The sequence below is a fragment of the Gemmiger formicilis genome, from assembly GCF_016901605.1.
Taxonomy (GTDB): Bacteria; Bacillota; Clostridia; order Oscillospirales; family Ruminococcaceae; genus Gemmiger; species Gemmiger formicilis_B.
Genome location: NZ_JACJKP010000048.1, coordinates 1 through 16,265 on the forward strand (window position 1 = coordinate 1; position 16,265 = coordinate 16,265).

The following is a 16,265-nucleotide window of genomic DNA, read 5'->3' on the forward strand; positions in this document are numbered from 1 at the left end:
CAGCACCAGCAGCGCTTTGTCCGCCACTGCGGCCGCCGCGGTAAAGGGAGCCCCCATACCGGCAGCGGTGTCCAACAGCACAAAATCAAAATACGGGCGCATGGCCATCAGCAGGCGCCCCAGGGGGGCGGCGTCCACTGCGCCGCCTTCATAAGGTGCGCTGATGACCGAAAGCCCGGGATACAGCGGACTGGGGACGATAGCTTTGTTGCCCTCGCACCGACCGCAGAGAACATCCTCAATATCATAAACAGTACGGCCATATACGCCGGCGATAATATCCACACTGCGCAGGCCGGAATCCAGTTCCACCAGCAGTACTTTGCGGCCAAGACGCGCCAGACCGGCACCCAGCAAAACCGAAACCGTACTTTTACCGGTGCCGCCTTTGCCGGAACAGATCATGATACATTGTGCGTTCAAGGGTGCGCCTCCTGTATTTGTTGGCCGCACAGAACCGCGACACTATCTCATTCATATTCTAGCACACTTTCTACGTGGGGACAACTGACTTTTTGATTAAAAAAAAACACGCATTTTTGAACGTTTTAACAAGGAACTGTTTAGAATGCTGTACAAAATATGGAATAATGGTGCATAAAAGTATGATTTATCTGGTAAAATATTCGTCCAGTACGGCGCGCAGGACCGGTGTGGCGTTGGAACCGCCGCCGCCGTACTCCAAAACCACGGCCACGGCAATCTGCGGGTCATCGGCAGGCGCATAGCCGATCAACACGGAATTTACATAGTGGGTGCCGTTGGACAACGTATCGGCCAGCTGCGGGCTGCCGGTTTTGGCGGCACACACTACGGGGGCTTCCCGCAAATAGCGGTTGGTCTGGGCCATGCGTTTCATGCCGTCCCGGATGGGTCCGAACACAGCGTCACCGCCTTCCACGGTGGTAAACTGCGGCTCATACTGCCATACGATTTCCCCGGTGGCAGGGTTTTGCGCGTGGTCGGCAAAGTGCAAGGTGGGGCGCTGCCCGTAATTGGTCAGCGTGGCGGCATATACCGCCAGTTGGGCAGGGGTCACGGCAGTATTACCCTGGCCGATGGCAGCCATCAGTGTAAGCCCTGCCTGAAAATTTTCATCATCGGACCAGGTCAGTCGACCGGACGCTTCGTTTACTTCGGCACCGGTGGAAGCAGCCAGCCCCAGTTGTCTGGCCATGGTGCTGAAGGCATCCACCCCCAGACGGCGCCCTACATCATAGAAAAAGATATTGCAGCTGTGTTCCAGTGCGGTGCGCATATCCACCGGCCCGGCGTGGCCGTATTGCAGGCAGCCGGGCTGGTAACCGCTGTAATACAGGTATCGGCCGGTACAATTGACCGTGTCGGAGGCGTCAAACCCGGCCGAAAGAGCGGCGGCAGCCACGGCCGGTTTGAAGGCGGACCCCGGTGCGTACAACCCCTGAAAAACGCGGTCCAGCAAGGGCGCGGTTTCCTCTGCCGCCAGGGTGGAATAATCACTGCGGTAGTTGTTCAGATTATAACCCGGCCAGTTGGCGGCAGCCAGAATCCCGCCGGTTTTTACATCCACCACAATGGCTGCCCCGGCACGGGCTTCCCGCCCACCACCCGGTGCGGCAGTGGTCTGCAAGTGGAGGATCTGGTCCCGCAAGGCGGCCTGCAGGGCGCCTTGCAGGTCGGCGTCCAGGGTCAGCACCAGGGTGGAACCGGGGATGGGGGAGCTTTTCTGTATAGTGGTGCGCACGGCGCCGTCCAGCCCGGTGTTGATCAGCAGCTGGCCGTCCTGCCCCCGCAGCAGGTCATCGTAAGCGGCTTCCAGTCCGCTCTGGCCGATGATGCTGTCCATAGCCAGCCCTTTTTCCTGGGCGGCGGGCCATTGCTCGGCGGTAATGGCCCCGGTAAAACCCAGGGCATGGGGCAGCAGGGAACCCTCCGGCCAGGTACGCTCCCCGCGTGCAGCCAGGCGGACCGCACCGTTTTGTACCAACCCGGCCTTGTAAATGACCGCCATACTTTCATCGTCCAAAGATTCCGCTACCAGAAGTTCCCCCGCCGAAACGGCAGAACAAAAGGCGGCAAGTTGTGTTTCCACATCCTTGCCGCCTATGATGGCCTGCACTGTTTGTACGGTTTGTTGTAAATCACTTCCCGGCGGGGCGGGAACCCGCAAATACAGATCGTATACGGTGGTGTCCCGCGCCAGTACCGTGCCGTTGCGGTCGGTAATGGTACCCCGTGCCGCGTGCTGTTCTATGGTGTAGCTGGCTGAACTGGCCTCGGCTACTTTTTCCGCATAGTGGTCTGCCATGGCAAACTGCATCCAGGCCAACCGTGCAAAAAAAGCCAAAAATACAAGGCAGCACAGCACCAGCAGCACGGCGATCCGCCCGTGCCCCCGCGCGGATTCGCGCTTTGGCTTTGCCATGACACCACACCTCCCTTGATCATATACACAGTATAGGCGATTTTTGTCAAAATGGCAATCCACTATCCAATTTTTACAAAAAAGACCGTACTGCTCAAATCTGCCGTGTCAGTCAACGGGGCACAGGCGGTCAGACCATCCTCGTCGGGTTGCGGGGCGGCGGCCAGGGTGCCCAGCCAGTAACCGCCCGGTGTTGTAACGGGGGTGCCGGCGCTCAGCCCGCAGTCGGCGGGCAGGGCGGTCAGGGTCCAGTCGCCGGAATATTCCAGCAGTCCGGCATAACCGCCCGCCAGCCCGGCGCAGGAAAAATCTTCCGCGCCCACCAGGGTGACTTCGCAGGTGTCGTTGGTACCGCTGCGGGTGACCCGCCCCGCATACCGCCCCTGGGGATCAAGCACGGCTGCGCCTTCCTGGCCGGTACAGGAGAGGGTCACACTATGGGCGCGGCGTACAACCACCTGCCCCGGCTGCCAGCTGCCCTCCGCCCGGCCGCATCCGGTCAGGCTGCGGAAAGCTTCATTTTCCGTCAGGGCGTCCCGGGCTGCGGCCAACTGACTGTGCAGGACGGCGTTTTGCTCTGTAAGCTCCGCCAATCGTTCGGTGTACCGTGGCAGCAGAAAGTTCCCCAGTGCTTCGTCCCAATGGTGCAGTTTGGCCGGGCAGACAGCGGCCAGCCGCGGAAAAAACCAGATCAGTAACAGGGCGGCCAACAGTATAAGCCATACCCAAAGCCGGATTTTGTGCCGGCGCGGGCGCGCCAATTCCAATCCGCCGTGCATCATGCATCACCCCTGTTTACAATATGCCTTGCGGGGGAGCGGTAGACTTTGTTATAATACCCCCGGGAGGAAATAACTATGAAATACAAGCTGTTGCTTTTGGATATAGACGGTACCCTGCGTCCGGATCAGTGTGAGCGCATCCCCCGGGAAAATGCCGAGGCGGTCAATGCGGTACAGCGCGCGGGCGTCAAAATTGCCATTGCCACGGGCCGTGGACGCACCGGGGTGGGCAAAGGCCTGCTCCGGTCCATCCGCCCGGACTATTGGGTTTGCGCCGGCGGTGCCCAGCTGCTGGACGGCAAGGGGAACGACCTGGCCCTGCATCGCCTGACCAATGAGGAAATGTACGCCCTGGTGGATTTTTTTGAGGATTACGAACTGCCGCTGCGGTTCACCTTCCATGATGCCAATTATGCCTATATTGGTTATGAAGAGTTTGCCGCGCGGGAAAAAGCCAAAAATCTGCACAATAATATTGTGGATGGCGAGGACCAGGATCATCATCTGGTGGAAATGCCGTTTGGGGCGTTTGGGTTTGTGCCGCGGGAGCGGGCAGAACAGTTTGCCCAAAAATACGGCTACCTGGGGCTGCAATTCCTGTACTCCTATCCGGGCAGTGACGGATGCGATATTACCCAATCCGGGGTAAACAAAGGCTGCGGTCTGTGTGAACTGGCCCAGCTGGCCGGTCTGACCCCGGCGGAATGTGTGGCCGTGGGCGACGGCGACAACGATGTATCCATGCTGCAGGCGGCCGGGCGGGGCATTGCCATGGCCAACGGCAGCGAAGCAGCCAAAAATGCTGCAGATCAGGTGGGGCCGGATGCGGCTCCCTTTGGTGTGGCGGAACTTTGCCGCAGCCTTTGGCCGGAGGCATTTTGAGATGGCTGTGACCAAAGCTGCTTATACCCATGTGGGGCCGGGACTTCCGCCGCTGCACGGTCAGCGGGCAGGTGCCTTGATCTTAGGCAGTTTCCCAAGCCCCAAAAGCCGGGAACAGGGATTTTTCTACGGCCACCCGCAGAATCGCTTCTGGCCGATGATGGCAATACTTACGGGGGAACCCACACCCGCCTGGGATGATATTGAGGCGAAAAAAGCAATCATTCTGCGCCACGGTCTGGCTGTGTGGGACACCATCGGCGCCTGCGATATCCGCGGTGCCTCCGATGCGTCCATCCGTCATGTGGAACCCAATGATGTGGCGGCGCTGATCCGCCGCCTGGGGGTGCAGGCGGTGTTCTGCAACGGGGCGGCTTCGGGCCGGGTATACGCCCGTTATGCCCAGCCTTCCACCGGGCTGCCTGCCACGGTTTTGCCCAGTACCAGCCCTGCCAATGCGGCATGGTCGCTGGAAAAACTGTGCCGTGCCTGGGGCGAATCGTTAGCACCTTTTTTACATATGGACGGTTGAAACACTGTCAGTTTTGTTCTATAATGGGTCTATTATTCCATCAGGAGGAAACGCGCCATGAGCAAGTGGGAGGAAAAACAGGTACGGCCGGTGCTGCCGCTGTATCTGGCGGCAGTTACCTGGCCGGTTGCATCTTTGGTGTTCCCGCCTTATAAGCTGGCCAACCTGATCCTTGTGGCGGTATGCAGTGTGGTCGTTTACGGGGCGGCACGGTATTTTTGTCCCATGCGGGTGGTGCGCAAGCTGGTACCCTACGCCACCGGCAGTGAAGATGTGGATGCCATGCTGACCGGGATTGCTTCCAATCTGGACGCACTGCACACGCTGAACGATGCCATCCCCGATGCGCAGCTTTCCCAGGCGATGAACCGCATGGAAAAAGCAGGCCGCAGCATTGTTGCGGTGGTGGAAAATGCCCCCGACAAGGCACCCCAGATCGACCGTTTTGCACGGTACTATCTGCCCGAGGTCGTCAAGCTGATGAGTGCCTATGTGAATCTGGAAAAGAACGGTGTAAAAGGCGAAAATGCCGCCCAGATCATTGCGGAACTGCGCGGCAATGCCGAAACTACCGCTACGGCATTTGAAAACCAGCTGGATGCACTGTACAGTGCGGAAGCGCTGGATATTTCTACCGACATTGAAGTGCTGGACAGCATTTTGAAAAGCCAGAATCTGGCAAAATAACAATGACAGAGGAGAAAGGAAGAAACCATCATGGCTGACCTGAACAAGGAACTGGAACTCGATGCAACGCCGACCCTGACCTTTGACGCCGCCCCGGCGCCGAGCCTGACGCTGGACCCTGCCGCCGATGAAAAAGTGGTGGAAGAAGTGAAGAAAGCGGAGCCGGTCAAGGTGGAGGATACTCCGCTCAGCCCCGAAGAACAGAAGATGGTGGATGATTTTGCCGAAAAAATCGACATCACCAATTCCCAGCTGGTGCTGCAGTACGGTGCTGCCAGCCAGAAGAAACTCAGCGATTTTTCCGAGACGGCACTCTCCCGCGTGAAAACCAAGGACATGGGCGAGACCGGCGACCTGATCACCAGCCTGATTACCGAGCTGCAGGGCTTTGATGCCAATGCCGAGCAGCCCAAGGGCATTTTCGGCTTCTTCAAAAAGGCAAGCAACAACATCGAGCAGCTCAAGACCCGCTACGAAAGCGCCGACAAAAACGTGGAGCGCATCCGTGCCCAGCTGGAAGATCATCAGGTCACACTGATGAAAGATATCACCATGCTGGACAAGATGTACCAGCTGAATCTGGTCTATTTCAAGGAACTGACCATGTATATCCTGGCCGGCAAGAAAAAGCTGGCCTCGGTGCGGGCCAATGAGCTGAAGGCCGCGCAGGAAAAAGCCCAGCGCACCCAGCTGCCGGAGGACGCCCAGGCGGCCCGGGATCTGGCGGACCTTTGCGATCGTTTTGAAAAGAAACTGTATGATCTGGAACTGACCCGCAATGTGTCCATCCAAATGGGCCCGCAGATCCGCCTGATCCAGTCCAACGATACCCTCATGGCGGAGAAGATCCAGACCACCATCGTCAACACCATTCCTTTGTGGAAAAACCAGATGGTGCTGGCCCTGGGCATTGCCCACAGCCAGGAAGCCATGAAGGCAGAGCGCGCCGTTACCGACGCAACCAACGAATTGCTCAAGCGCAATGCGGCGACCCTCAAGCAGGGAACCATCGACATTGCCAAGGAATCGGAGCGCGGCATTGTGGATATCGAAACGCTGCAGCAGACCAACAAGCAGCTGATCGAAACGCTGGACGAGCTGAACAAGATCCGTGCCGACGGCAAGGCCAAGCGTGCCAATGCCGAGCAGGAACTGGGACGCATCGAAGGCGAACTGCGCGCCAAACTGCTGGAAATCAACAATTGATCGTGTAGGCGGTTTTCCGCCCAAGAGGAGCAGCTATGCAGCTCGAACAACAGGAAACTTTTACGATCCACGGCCCCCAGCTGGAAATTCTGGGCGAGATCGAAACCAAGCTGCCGCAGCCGGCTAAAAAGCGCCCGGTGGCAGCCCTGGTATTGGTGGGGCTGACCCTGGTATCGGTAGTGGGCATTGGCGGGGCACGCCTTGCAGGGCTGCGCAGCAGCACGGCACGGGTATACTCCGCACAACAGGATGAGTACGGCCACAGCATTCAGGGGGATTTTGCCACGGGTGCCGATGCAGCCGCCAGCCTGATCCGGGTGGCGGGCAATGTGCTGGGGCAGGATGACGCGGATGTGCAGACGGCCCAGGCAGCTTTGGATGCCTGGAATGCCCAGTCGGACGCGGGGCAGCCTGCAGTGCAGTATGAATTGAATACCACGCTGACCGGTGCGGTGGATATCCTGTATACTGCCGCCGCTGATGAGGCTGATGCCAAAGCCAAGGGCCAGCTGGATGATCTGTACAGCAGCTATACATCCGCCCAGGCTACCATCCAGCGGGCGGCGGCAGACTATAACCAGAAGGCCGAGGCTTATAACGAAACGATTTCTGCGTTCCCGGCCAATCTGCTGGCCGGTTTGTGGGGCGCGGATTCCTTGCAGAGCTTTGCGCCTGCGGACACCATCAACGGATAGGAATGAAAAATGAAACAGGTGATTCAACAACTGGCCCGGCGCACGGTGACAGCTGCTGCGGTACTGTGCCTGCTGGCCGCCGGTGCAACCCCTGCTTTGGCGGCGCCGGAACTGGACCCCAACACGGCGGTCAATGACTACGCGGAAATTCTTTCCGCACAGACGGAAGAATATGTGGAGAGCATCTCGGTTGCGCTGCAGGATACCTGTGGTGCGCAGATCGGCGTATACACCACCGATTATATCGGAAACTCTACCATGGAAGGCTACGCCTATGATGTGCTGAACGCCTGGGGCCTTGGTTCGGCGGATAAGGATAACGGTGTGCTGTTGCTGCTGGTCCCCGGGGAAGATGATTATTATGTGACCCGGGGCGCAGGGCTGGAAACTCAGCTGACCATCAGCACACTGGGCACCATTCTTGACGAGGAACTGGAACCTAACTGGGTGACCGGAGATTACGATACCGGCACCCAGCAGACGGTTCGCGCCATTGCCGAAAAGTTGTGCAGCGTGTACGGGATTCCCACTTCCACGCTGGATAATGCGGCCCAGGCCCCTGTGCAGCAGAGCAGCAGCGGCGGCATCAGCCCGGTGGCGGTTGTGTTGATTCTGGGTGCGGTGCTGCTGGCGGTTTTTGTCATTATCAGTCTGAACAGCCCCCGGGGTCCCGGCCCCGGCCCGCGTCCTCCGCGCAGCGGTGGCGGCGGCATGGGCAATGCGCTGTTCTGGTACGGTTTGGGCCGTGCATCGCGGCCGCGTCGTCCCCGGTATCCGCCGCCCCCGCCGCCAGGCTTTGGCCCCGGGCCTGGTGGCTTTGGTGGTCCGCGTCCGCCGCGTGGCGGTGGCTTTGGCGGCCCGCGCCCCGGTGGTTTTGGCGGTGGTGGCCGTTCCGGCGGTTTCCGTCCGGGTGGCGGTTCCAGCCGTGGCGGTGGCGTAGGACGCCGCCGGTAAATTGCAATACCCGTTGACCGGTCCGCCCATGGCGGGCCGGTTTTGTGTATCACAGGAGGAAGCTTTTATGCCTCACTTTGCAGTAATTACCGGGGCCAGTTCCGGTATTGGCGCTGAATTTGCGCGACAACTCTCGGCACAGGGATACGACCTGATGCTGGTGGCCCGCCGACGGGGACGCCTGCAACAGCTTGCGGCGGAATTGCCCTGTGCATGTGAGATTTTCCCGGCAGACCTTTCCCAAACGACGGAATGCAGCCGTCTGCTGCAAGCGTTGGAACAACGCCGGGTGGATCTGTTTGTGAACAACGCCGGTTTTGGGGAATGCGGCTGCTTTCTGGAAACAGATCTGGAGAAAGAGCTGGAAATGCTGGATGTAAACGTCCGGGCGCTTCACATTCTGACAAAAGGCATTTTGCAGAAAATGCAGCGGCAGGGGAGCGGCGCGCTGCTCAATGTGGGGTCCTCCGCAGGGCTGCTTCCCGCCGGACCTTATATGGCAACCTACTATGCCACCAAGTCCTATGTGGTCAGTTTGACCTGCGCGACGGCAGAAGAACTGCGTTCCCAGGGCAGTTCCGTCTATGTAGGGTGCCTGTGCCCGGGCCCTGTGGATACCGAGTTTAATAAGGTGGCCAATGTACGGTTTGCTTTGCCCGGTATCTCAGCTGCCTACTGTGTGCGGCGTGCCCTGGCGGGAATGCGCCGGCACAAAACGGTCATTGTGCCGGGGCCGCTGATGGCAGCGGGTATGGCAATGAGTCATCTGGTGCCGCGCGGTGTGCTGATCCGTATGGCGGAATACCAGCAAAAGCGCAAAATCAGCCGTTAAAACGGAAAAAGGCAGGCGCGGAATGAGCGCGCAAATGGATGATTTTGCCGTTGTATCGAAAAAAGCGGCGAGGCACTATGCCCTGAAAGTGTAAGGCGGCAAAATCTTGGATTTGCCCCTGTTTTTATCGCTGCAATTGTGGTATAATCATACTGAATATATGCAATTTTGCCTGCGGAGGAGGGAGGATCGCCAATGCCGACCCCGCAACGTCCACGGCCGGACCGTTCACGTCGGACCCGGCCGCAAAATCAATACGACTGGCAGGAAGGATGGGCGCGTCCCGAACCTCGTCCTGCCGCGGCCCAGCCACGCCGTCGGCCGCCGCTTACACCGGAACAGCAGCGTGCAGCAGCGCGCCGCGCGCGGGAACGCCGCCGTCGCCGCCGCCGTACCCTGGCTTTGGGTACGATGGGGGGCATTTTGCTGCTTTCCGGCATCATCACGATTCTTCTGCCCAAAAGTGTTACCGGGGAACAAACGCCTGCCGAGTCTGCCCAGACCGGGTCGGCACAGCTGGTGGCACCGCTGCCCTATGGCGGCAGCGGCGAACAGAATACCACCGCATCCCAGGCCATCAACTGGGGCAGTGTGGGCCCGACCCAGCAGACCGAAGAAGGCGGTTATACCTATACTGCCTTGCCGGCGGACCCTGCGGCACTGCCGGAATTCGGGCGGGTGGATACCTCCTGGTTTGCCGATGCGGCTTTCCTGGGCGATTCTCTCACCGCCGGTTTCTGTGAGAACGAATATAATATTGATGTGGGCGGGGCGCTGATCTGCGGGTATGAAGGCGTCAGCCCCAATACCATCGTGAACCGCACCACCGCCAAGAACCCCGACCGGGGCGATGAAGTGGCCATGGATGTGCTGACCAATGCGCAGCCGGCCAAGCTCTATATCCTCATTGGAACCAACGCACTGGTGCAGACGGGCAACGATGAGAGCTTCCTGAATTATTACGCCCGCATGCTGGACGAGCTGCGTACGGCGCTGCCCAATACGGCAATTTTTGTGCAGTCCATTCTGTCAGCCACCCAGGAGACTGTCGCCTCCGATGCGCCCGGCCTGGCCCCTGACCGGCTGGCGACCATCAATGCGGCCATTCAGAGCCTGTGTGCCGAGCGGGGACTCTATTTCCTGGACCTGAATGCAGAATTCAGCGATGAATCGGGCTACCTGCTCAGCGACTATGCCCAGCCGGACGGCATCCACCTGACGGTTTCGGGCTATAACAAATGGGTCAGCTATCTCTGCACCCATGTGCCTTACAACAAAAACAATCCGTATCAGGCCGGCAGCACCTACTATCTGACCGACGATCTGAAACAGCTGCTGGCGGATATTCCCTGAGTCGAAAGAGGAGAGAATATGCCAAAACCGGAGGAAGAACCGCGTTACACTGATCCCGACCATCCCTACAGCGGCAGCGGCAACCGCTATCAGAACCTTTACAGCAAAGAGGGCGAATACCACCGCGGCGACGGCCCGTTCCAGTTTCCCTGGTGGGCCATTGTAATCGGCTTTGTGGTGTGGTGGCCGCTGGGATTCATCTTTATTGCGCTCAACAGCGCCATGCGCAAGGGGCGGCTGGGCGGCTTTGAACAGGCTGCCCGGCAAAAGACCCGTGCCACTATGGACTGGAATGTTGCACCGGTTTACACCCGGAATAGCGCAGACCAGGCTGCGTTCCAGGCGACTGCAACACAACAGAAAAAGTCCCGCAAGAAAAAGGCCAAGTCCGCCAATGTCCAGGGGTCCGGTCTGGTGACCGGCCTGACCATTACAGGCATTGCCCTGTTGGCAGTGGGGTTGCTGGCACTGCCGGACGGCATGTACTGGCTGCCCGACGCGCTGGCAGAAGGGGGCTATTACTGGCCCTGGCTGCTGGAAGAAATGATCCCGGTGCTGATGATGCTGACCGGTGGCGTGGGCTGTTTGTTCGGTGCCCATACGGTGCGCACCAACCGCCGTATGCGCAAAAAGATCGACAACATTGTGGGCGATTCCAAGTACATGGCCATTGAGGATATTGCAGCCTCGATTCCCTGCAGCTATGAAAAATGCTGCAAGCACCTGGAAAACTGCATTGATGACGGCGTGTTCGGGCCCGAAGCATACCTGGATATGCGTGGCCGGTATCTGGTGGTAGAGGGCAAAGCCCCTGCACCGGAACCGCAGAAGCCGCCGGAAAAGCCCGCAGAGATGACCCGCCCCGAAAAAGACCAGTACCAGGCGATTCTGGATGCGCTGCGCAGTGTCAACGATGCCATCCCGGACGAAGAGATGAGCGATAAAATCAGCCGGTTGGAAGCGGTTTCGGCCAAAATTTTTGACCAGGCCAAGTCCGACCCGGACAAGCTGCCCCGTATGCGCAAATTTATGGACTATTATCTGCCCACTTCGCTGAAGCTTTTGCAGACCTACGCGGAACTGGATGCCCAGGGCGTGGAAGGGGAAAACATCAGCGAGTCCAAACGCCGTATCGAGCAGACGATGGATACTCTGGTGCATGCCTTTGAAACACAGCTGGATCAGCTGTTCCAGGAGGATGCCATGGATGTAAGCGCCGATATTGACGTGATGGAAAATATGCTGCGCGCCGACGGCCTGGCCGGCGACACGCCGTTCAAACTGTAAAACAGGGGAGAGATTCGAACCCATGCAACAACAACACGCCGGCCAGCTGCGCACCAGCTGGGGCCACTTTACCAAGTACCGACCCTTGATTCGTGAACTGGTCACGCGTGACCTGAAAGTCAAGTACCGCCGCAGCTTTCTGGGGTATGTCTGGAGCATCCTCAACCCGTTGCTGATGATGCTGCTGCAGACGCTGGTATTTTCGTACATGTTCCGCTTTGATATTCCCAATTATCCGCTGTATCTGATCTGCGGCAACACGCTGTTCAACTTCTTCAACGAAAGTACCAATATGGGTATGGGCAGCGTACTGGGCAATTCTTCCCTGATCAAAAAGGTCTATGTGCCCAAATTCATTTTCCCCATCAGCCGTGTGGTTTCCAGCTTTGTCAACCTGCTGTTCAGCCTGGCGGCCATTGTACTGGTCATGCTGATCACCCGCTCACCCATTTATCCCACCCTGTTGCTGGTGTGGGCGCCGTTGCTGCTGCTCTTCCTGTTCTGCTGCGGCATGGCATTGCTGCTGTCGGCGCTGGCGGTGTATTTCCGGGATCTGCAATATCTGTACGGCATCCTGACCATGGCCTGGATGTACGCTACCCCGTTGTTCTACCCGCTGTCTCAGCTGCCCGGCTTTATGCAGCAGATCGTAAAGCTCAATCCGTTGTATCATTATATCAACTGCCTGCGCTGCCTGGTGATGTATGGCTTTGTGCCGGGGCCCAATACCTGGTTTGCCTGCATTGCCAGTGCGGTGGTCATGGTGGTGCTGGGGCTGGCGGCCTTCCGCAAGCTGCAGCGTAACTTCATTCTGTATCTGTAAGGAGCCGCTCGCTATGCCCATCATTCAGGTGCAAGACGTCTCTATGCGCTTCAACCTGGCGCAGGAAAAAACCGAGACGCTTAAAGAGTATGCAGTCAAGCTGCTCAAACACCAGCTGTTTTTTAACGAATTTTATGCCCTGCAAAATGTTTCGTTCTCCATTGAACCGGGGGAATCGGTGGCGCTGATCGGCCGCAACGGCAGTGGTAAAAGTACCATGCTCAAACTGATTGCAGGGGTCATGTACCCGACCCGCGGCACCGTCCGCGTCAATGGCGAGATCGCACCGTTGATCGAACTGGGCGCCGGTTTTGACCTGGAACTTACCGCACGGGAAAATGTTTTTCTCAATGGCGCCGTGCTTGGACACGACCGGGATTACATGGAAGAACATTTCAAAAATATCATTGATTTTGCCGAACTGTGGGACTTTGTGGATGTGCCGGTCAAGAACTATTCCAGCGGTATGATTGCCCGTCTGGGATTTTCCATTGCCACCGAAGTGGACGCCCAGATCCTGGCCTGTGACGAGATTTTGTCCGTAGGTGACTTTATGTTCCAGCAAAAATGTCACGACCGGATGGAGAAAATGCTTTCCGGTGGTACCACGCTGTTGTTTGTCAGCCACGACATCAATCAGGTCAAGCAGCTGTGCAAACGCGCTATCTGGATTGACCATGGCCACCTGCGGGGCGACGGTCCTTCGGCCGAAATCTGCGATGCGTATGTGGAAGCCATGCAGCGCGGCGAATGAGGAACCCTATGACGTTGAACAAAAAACAAAACCTTCTGCGGGAGTGCCTGACGGTACTCCTTTTGATTGCGGCGGTAGCTGCCACAGAGTATTTCTTTTTTGAGTTGTGGCGGCTGGACTGGCATGTACCGATGCTGTACGGTGGTGACGGTATCTATTGGGTGGGGCAGGTACAGCGCAGCTATGGGGAGCTGACCGGTTCCCTGGGGTGGCCCTTTTACCAGCCTCCCAGTCCCTATGAGCCCAACTATGACCTGATCTACGATGCCTTTGTGGCCTTTGTGGGATTGTTCACCAAGGATACCGGCGTGGTATTCAACCTGTATGTGCTGGTGATTCCCTTCGCCAACGCCCTGGCCGGTTATGCGGTGTTCCGTATGGCCGGTATGCGCCGCTGGCTGGCGTTTGCCTTTGGCCTGACCTTTGGCCTGTGCCCGTATGTACAGCAGCGCCTGGCCGGGCACATGATGCTGGCCGCCGTAGAGTTCGTACCGTTCTCGGTGCTGCTTTGCTTGTGGTGTGTGGAGGATCCGACCTTTGGACGGCCCGGCAAGGGATTTTTCCGCAACCGGCGCAACTGGCTGGCTATAGCCTTTGCCTGGGGCATTGCCAATAACGGTGCGGCCTATTATCCGTATTTTACCTGCTTTTTCCTTTGCATTACAGCGCTTTGCCTGATACTGCGGGATCGCAGACTCTCGGCTGGTGTGCCGTGTCTGCTTACCATCGGTGAGATCGTTGCCTGGATGATCCCGGACTTTTTCCCCATGGTGCTGGGGCAGCTGGCCGGGGTGGGAAGCACCCTGACCAACGGTGTTTACCGCAGCCCCATCGGTGCCGATATTTACAGTCTGCGCATCAGCAGCCTGCTGCTTTCCCCCAATGGGTACGGTTGGGATAAACTGGCCAACTGGCTGCAGCGGTATTTCCATCTGCTGGCCACAGACGAAGGCCCTATGTATAACGAAAACGGTTATGGCTATCTGGGAATCGTCGGTATTCTGGGCTTTTTGGCCTTGCTGGTGATGCTTTTCAAAACCCATGTATGGCATAGCGGAAAGACCGAGCAGCCCCGCCTGGGGGATCGGTTCTGGCTGCTCAGCCGCTTGAATGTGGCGGCTTTGCTGCTGGCATCCATTGCCAGTTTTGGCGGTCTCATCGGCATTTTTGTGCGGTTTATTCGTGGGTATAACCGGATCAGTCCGTATATTGCTTTCTTTGCGCTGCTGGCAGTAGGCCTTTGGGTCGAAAAGCGGCTGCGTACCCTGCAGGGACGCCGCAAACAGATTTTTGCGGTGGTGCTGACGCTGGTCATGGCGTATGGCTACTGGGAGCAGCAGGGACTGTTCAACCCACAATATGAGGAAGTGCAGACCACCTGGTACCAGGATGAAGCCTTTATGGAACAGGTGGAAGAAACTGCCGGTGAAAATGCGGTGGTCTTCCAGCTGCCGTATATGAAGAATTTTGAGAACGGCTCCCTCAACAATATGTGGGACTACACGCTGTTGCGTGGACCGCTGCACAGCGATACGCTGCGCTTCAGTTACGGTGCGGGCTATGGTACCGAGAACGACATCTGGTACCGCGAGACCAGTGAACTGGAACCGGATGCCATGGTAGCGGAACTGCGTGCACAAGGCGTGGCAGGCATCTACCTGGATCTTGATGGCTATGCCGTAGAGGAACAGCAGGAAACGCTGGAATCGCTGGTAGAAGCTGCCGGCTGCGGTATGGACCGTGTGATCGAGCACGAAAGCGGCATGATCTATTATATTCCGTTGACATAATGAGAAAACGGCTCCGGGGAACCGGAGCCGTTTTTGTGCTTTATTCGGTTGTCAGCCTCTCCGGGGCGTTCCAGCGGGAAGGCGGCAGGGCAAAGATGGCGCCGCACAGCAGCAGGGCGGCCGGGTCGCTGGTAATGTGCAGTACCTGGGTTTCCATGTACCCGTACAGCAGAATCACCGCAAGGCAGGCAACTTCCTGCCAGTGACCCTGCCGAGCATAAACGTACAGTGCTGCCATCATCAGGCAGGCCGCCAGCAGCAGAAGAACGGGGCCGAACTGGTAGAGCAGATACACAAAAATGTTATCAATGGAAGGCCATTCGTAAAGCATTTGACCGGCAATTTTGATGTCATAGATCCGGTAGGCCGCCCAGGACAGGGAAATGCGGCAGGTCAGCAGATCGTCCAGCCGTTTCAGCCAGGCAGGGCCGATATCATTGGCCCAGGGACCGATCTTCACCACAAAGAGGGGCAAAATCATGCTTACTGCTCCCACCAGGGGGACCAGCGCGGCAGAGAGCCCGGCGGAAAGGCGGTTTCCGGGTTTGGGACCCAACAATTTGACCAGCGCCAGCAAAACGGCCAGAAGCAGGGTACACAATGCAGCGGAACGGGAGGCAGGTCCTACCAAAAGAAAAACTCCCACGGCGGCTACAGCGGCCAGTTCAACCCAGCGCAGGTGTGCGCGCCGCAGCAGCACCCATGCCAGCACGAGACCGAACACAATGCCCCCAAAAGTGTTGGGGTGGCCGTACCCGAACATCAGCCGGAAACTGCCGTTGCGTTCACTGGTGACACCCGGTGCCAGAATGCCTGCAAAGTGAAGTACTTCCACCAGGGCCAGGGTGGGAACCCCGCAGCCCAAAAAGGCTTTCATGGCACGGGGCAGCGGTACATCCTTGGCGGCCAGCAGAACCACCACAAGGCCCAGAAACCAGATGTTCTGCCCGTTAAAGTAGACCCAACGGGCAATAAAGTACAGGGCACCGGCCAGCCCCAGGCTGCGCCAGTTATAACGGGTGCCCAGCAGGATTTTGGCAAACAGAGCCAGGTACATGACCACGTCCAAGACAGGGGAAAGACGGGTTTGCAGCCAGGGCCATTGTTCCCGCGCCATGCTGTTGCAAAAAACAACGATAAACTCATAGATTGCCAGGCCCAGGCAGAACGCATACTGCCCCAGACGCAGGCGGGCGGCGGCTTTCCAGTTTCCGAACAACAGATGCTCCTGCTTCCACAGGCTGCGCAGCGCCGCAGCGGGGGCGCCGTTATGACGCCAGGCAA

The 16,265-nt window shown here is 58.1% G+C and carries 16 protein-coding genes; 12 read left to right on the top strand and 4 right to left on the bottom strand.

Features of this window, described 5'->3' with window-relative positions:
- From H6B10_RS05515 to H6B10_RS05525, 3 genes are all read right to left on the bottom strand, one after another.
- Positions 1-423: AAA family ATPase (locus tag H6B10_RS05515; RefSeq protein WP_243427270.1), on the bottom strand; the 423-nt coding region annotated here is incomplete at its 3' end.
- A gap of 187 nt (positions 424-610) precedes the next feature.
- Complete coding sequence (locus H6B10_RS05520) at positions 611-2,404, bottom strand: peptidoglycan D,D-transpeptidase FtsI family protein (protein WP_204650548.1); 1,794 nt, start codon at positions 2,402-2,404, stop codon at positions 611-613.
- A gap of 62 nt (positions 2,405-2,466) precedes the next feature.
- Positions 2,467-3,186 carry a hypothetical protein gene (locus tag H6B10_RS05525; RefSeq protein WP_204650549.1) on the bottom strand — a complete coding sequence of 240 codons (720 nt, stop codon included), beginning with the start codon at positions 3,184-3,186 and terminating at the stop codon, positions 2,467-2,469.
- A 75-nt stretch (positions 3,187-3,261) separates the two neighbouring features.
- Between H6B10_RS05525 and H6B10_RS05530 the strand changes: the two genes are divergently transcribed.
- The 12 genes from H6B10_RS05530 (at position 3,262) to H6B10_RS05585 (ending at position 14,981) form a co-directional block, all read left to right on the top strand.
- The gene (locus tag H6B10_RS05530; RefSeq protein WP_204650551.1) at positions 3,262-4,068 is read left to right on the top strand and encodes an HAD family hydrolase; all 807 of its coding nucleotides are present in this window, start codon (positions 3,262-3,264) and stop codon (positions 4,066-4,068) included.
- Between the two features lies 1 nt (position 4,069).
- Positions 4,070-4,600, top strand: coding sequence for a DNA-deoxyinosine glycosylase (locus H6B10_RS05535; RefSeq protein WP_204650553.1), 531 nt, complete (start codon positions 4,070-4,072; stop codon positions 4,598-4,600).
- A 57-nt stretch (positions 4,601-4,657) separates the two neighbouring features.
- A complete protein-coding gene (locus H6B10_RS05540) occupies positions 4,658-5,287 on the top strand; it encodes a 5-bromo-4-chloroindolyl phosphate hydrolysis family protein (protein ID WP_204650555.1) in 630 nt (209 codons plus the stop codon).
- A 30-nt stretch (positions 5,288-5,317) separates the two neighbouring features.
- A complete protein-coding gene (locus tag H6B10_RS05545; RefSeq protein ID WP_204650557.1) occupies positions 5,318-6,493 on the top strand; it encodes a toxic anion resistance protein in 1,176 nt (391 codons plus the stop codon).
- A gap of 35 nt (positions 6,494-6,528) precedes the next feature.
- The gene (locus H6B10_RS05550; RefSeq protein ID WP_204650558.1) at positions 6,529-7,188 is read left to right on the top strand and encodes a LemA family protein; all 660 of its coding nucleotides are present in this window, start codon (positions 6,529-6,531) and stop codon (positions 7,186-7,188) included.
- A 9-nt stretch (positions 7,189-7,197) separates the two neighbouring features.
- Positions 7,198-8,142 carry a TPM domain-containing protein gene (locus H6B10_RS05555; protein WP_204650559.1) on the top strand — a complete coding sequence of 315 codons (945 nt, stop codon included), beginning with the start codon at positions 7,198-7,200 and terminating at the stop codon, positions 8,140-8,142.
- A gap of 67 nt (positions 8,143-8,209) precedes the next feature.
- Complete coding sequence (locus H6B10_RS05560) at positions 8,210-8,974, top strand: SDR family NAD(P)-dependent oxidoreductase (protein WP_243427271.1); 765 nt, start codon at positions 8,210-8,212, stop codon at positions 8,972-8,974.
- A 195-nt stretch (positions 8,975-9,169) separates the two neighbouring features.
- Positions 9,170-10,327: a GDSL-type esterase/lipase family protein gene (locus H6B10_RS05565; RefSeq protein WP_204650560.1), complete on the top strand. Its 1,158-nt coding sequence runs from the start codon at positions 9,170-9,172 to the stop codon at positions 10,325-10,327.
- 18 nt (positions 10,328-10,345) lie between these two features.
- The gene (locus tag H6B10_RS05570) at positions 10,346-11,614 is read left to right on the top strand and encodes a 5-bromo-4-chloroindolyl phosphate hydrolysis family protein (RefSeq protein ID WP_204650561.1); all 1,269 of its coding nucleotides are present in this window, start codon (positions 10,346-10,348) and stop codon (positions 11,612-11,614) included.
- A 22-nt stretch (positions 11,615-11,636) separates the two neighbouring features.
- Positions 11,637-12,437, top strand: coding sequence for an ABC transporter permease (locus H6B10_RS05575; protein ID WP_204650562.1), 801 nt, complete (start codon positions 11,637-11,639; stop codon positions 12,435-12,437).
- A gap of 13 nt (positions 12,438-12,450) precedes the next feature.
- On the top strand, positions 12,451-13,191 hold the full coding sequence (locus H6B10_RS05580) for an ABC transporter ATP-binding protein (RefSeq protein ID WP_204650563.1): 741 nt from the start codon (positions 12,451-12,453) through the stop codon (positions 13,189-13,191).
- An 8-nt stretch (positions 13,192-13,199) separates the two neighbouring features.
- Positions 13,200-14,981 carry a hypothetical protein gene (locus H6B10_RS05585; protein ID WP_204650564.1) on the top strand — a complete coding sequence of 594 codons (1,782 nt, stop codon included), beginning with the start codon at positions 13,200-13,202 and terminating at the stop codon, positions 14,979-14,981.
- A 40-nt stretch (positions 14,982-15,021) separates the two neighbouring features.
- Here H6B10_RS05585 and H6B10_RS05590 read toward each other — a convergent pair.
- On the bottom strand, positions 15,022-16,265 hold a 1,244-nt coding region (locus H6B10_RS05590; RefSeq protein ID WP_204650565.1), incomplete at its 5' end, for a hypothetical protein.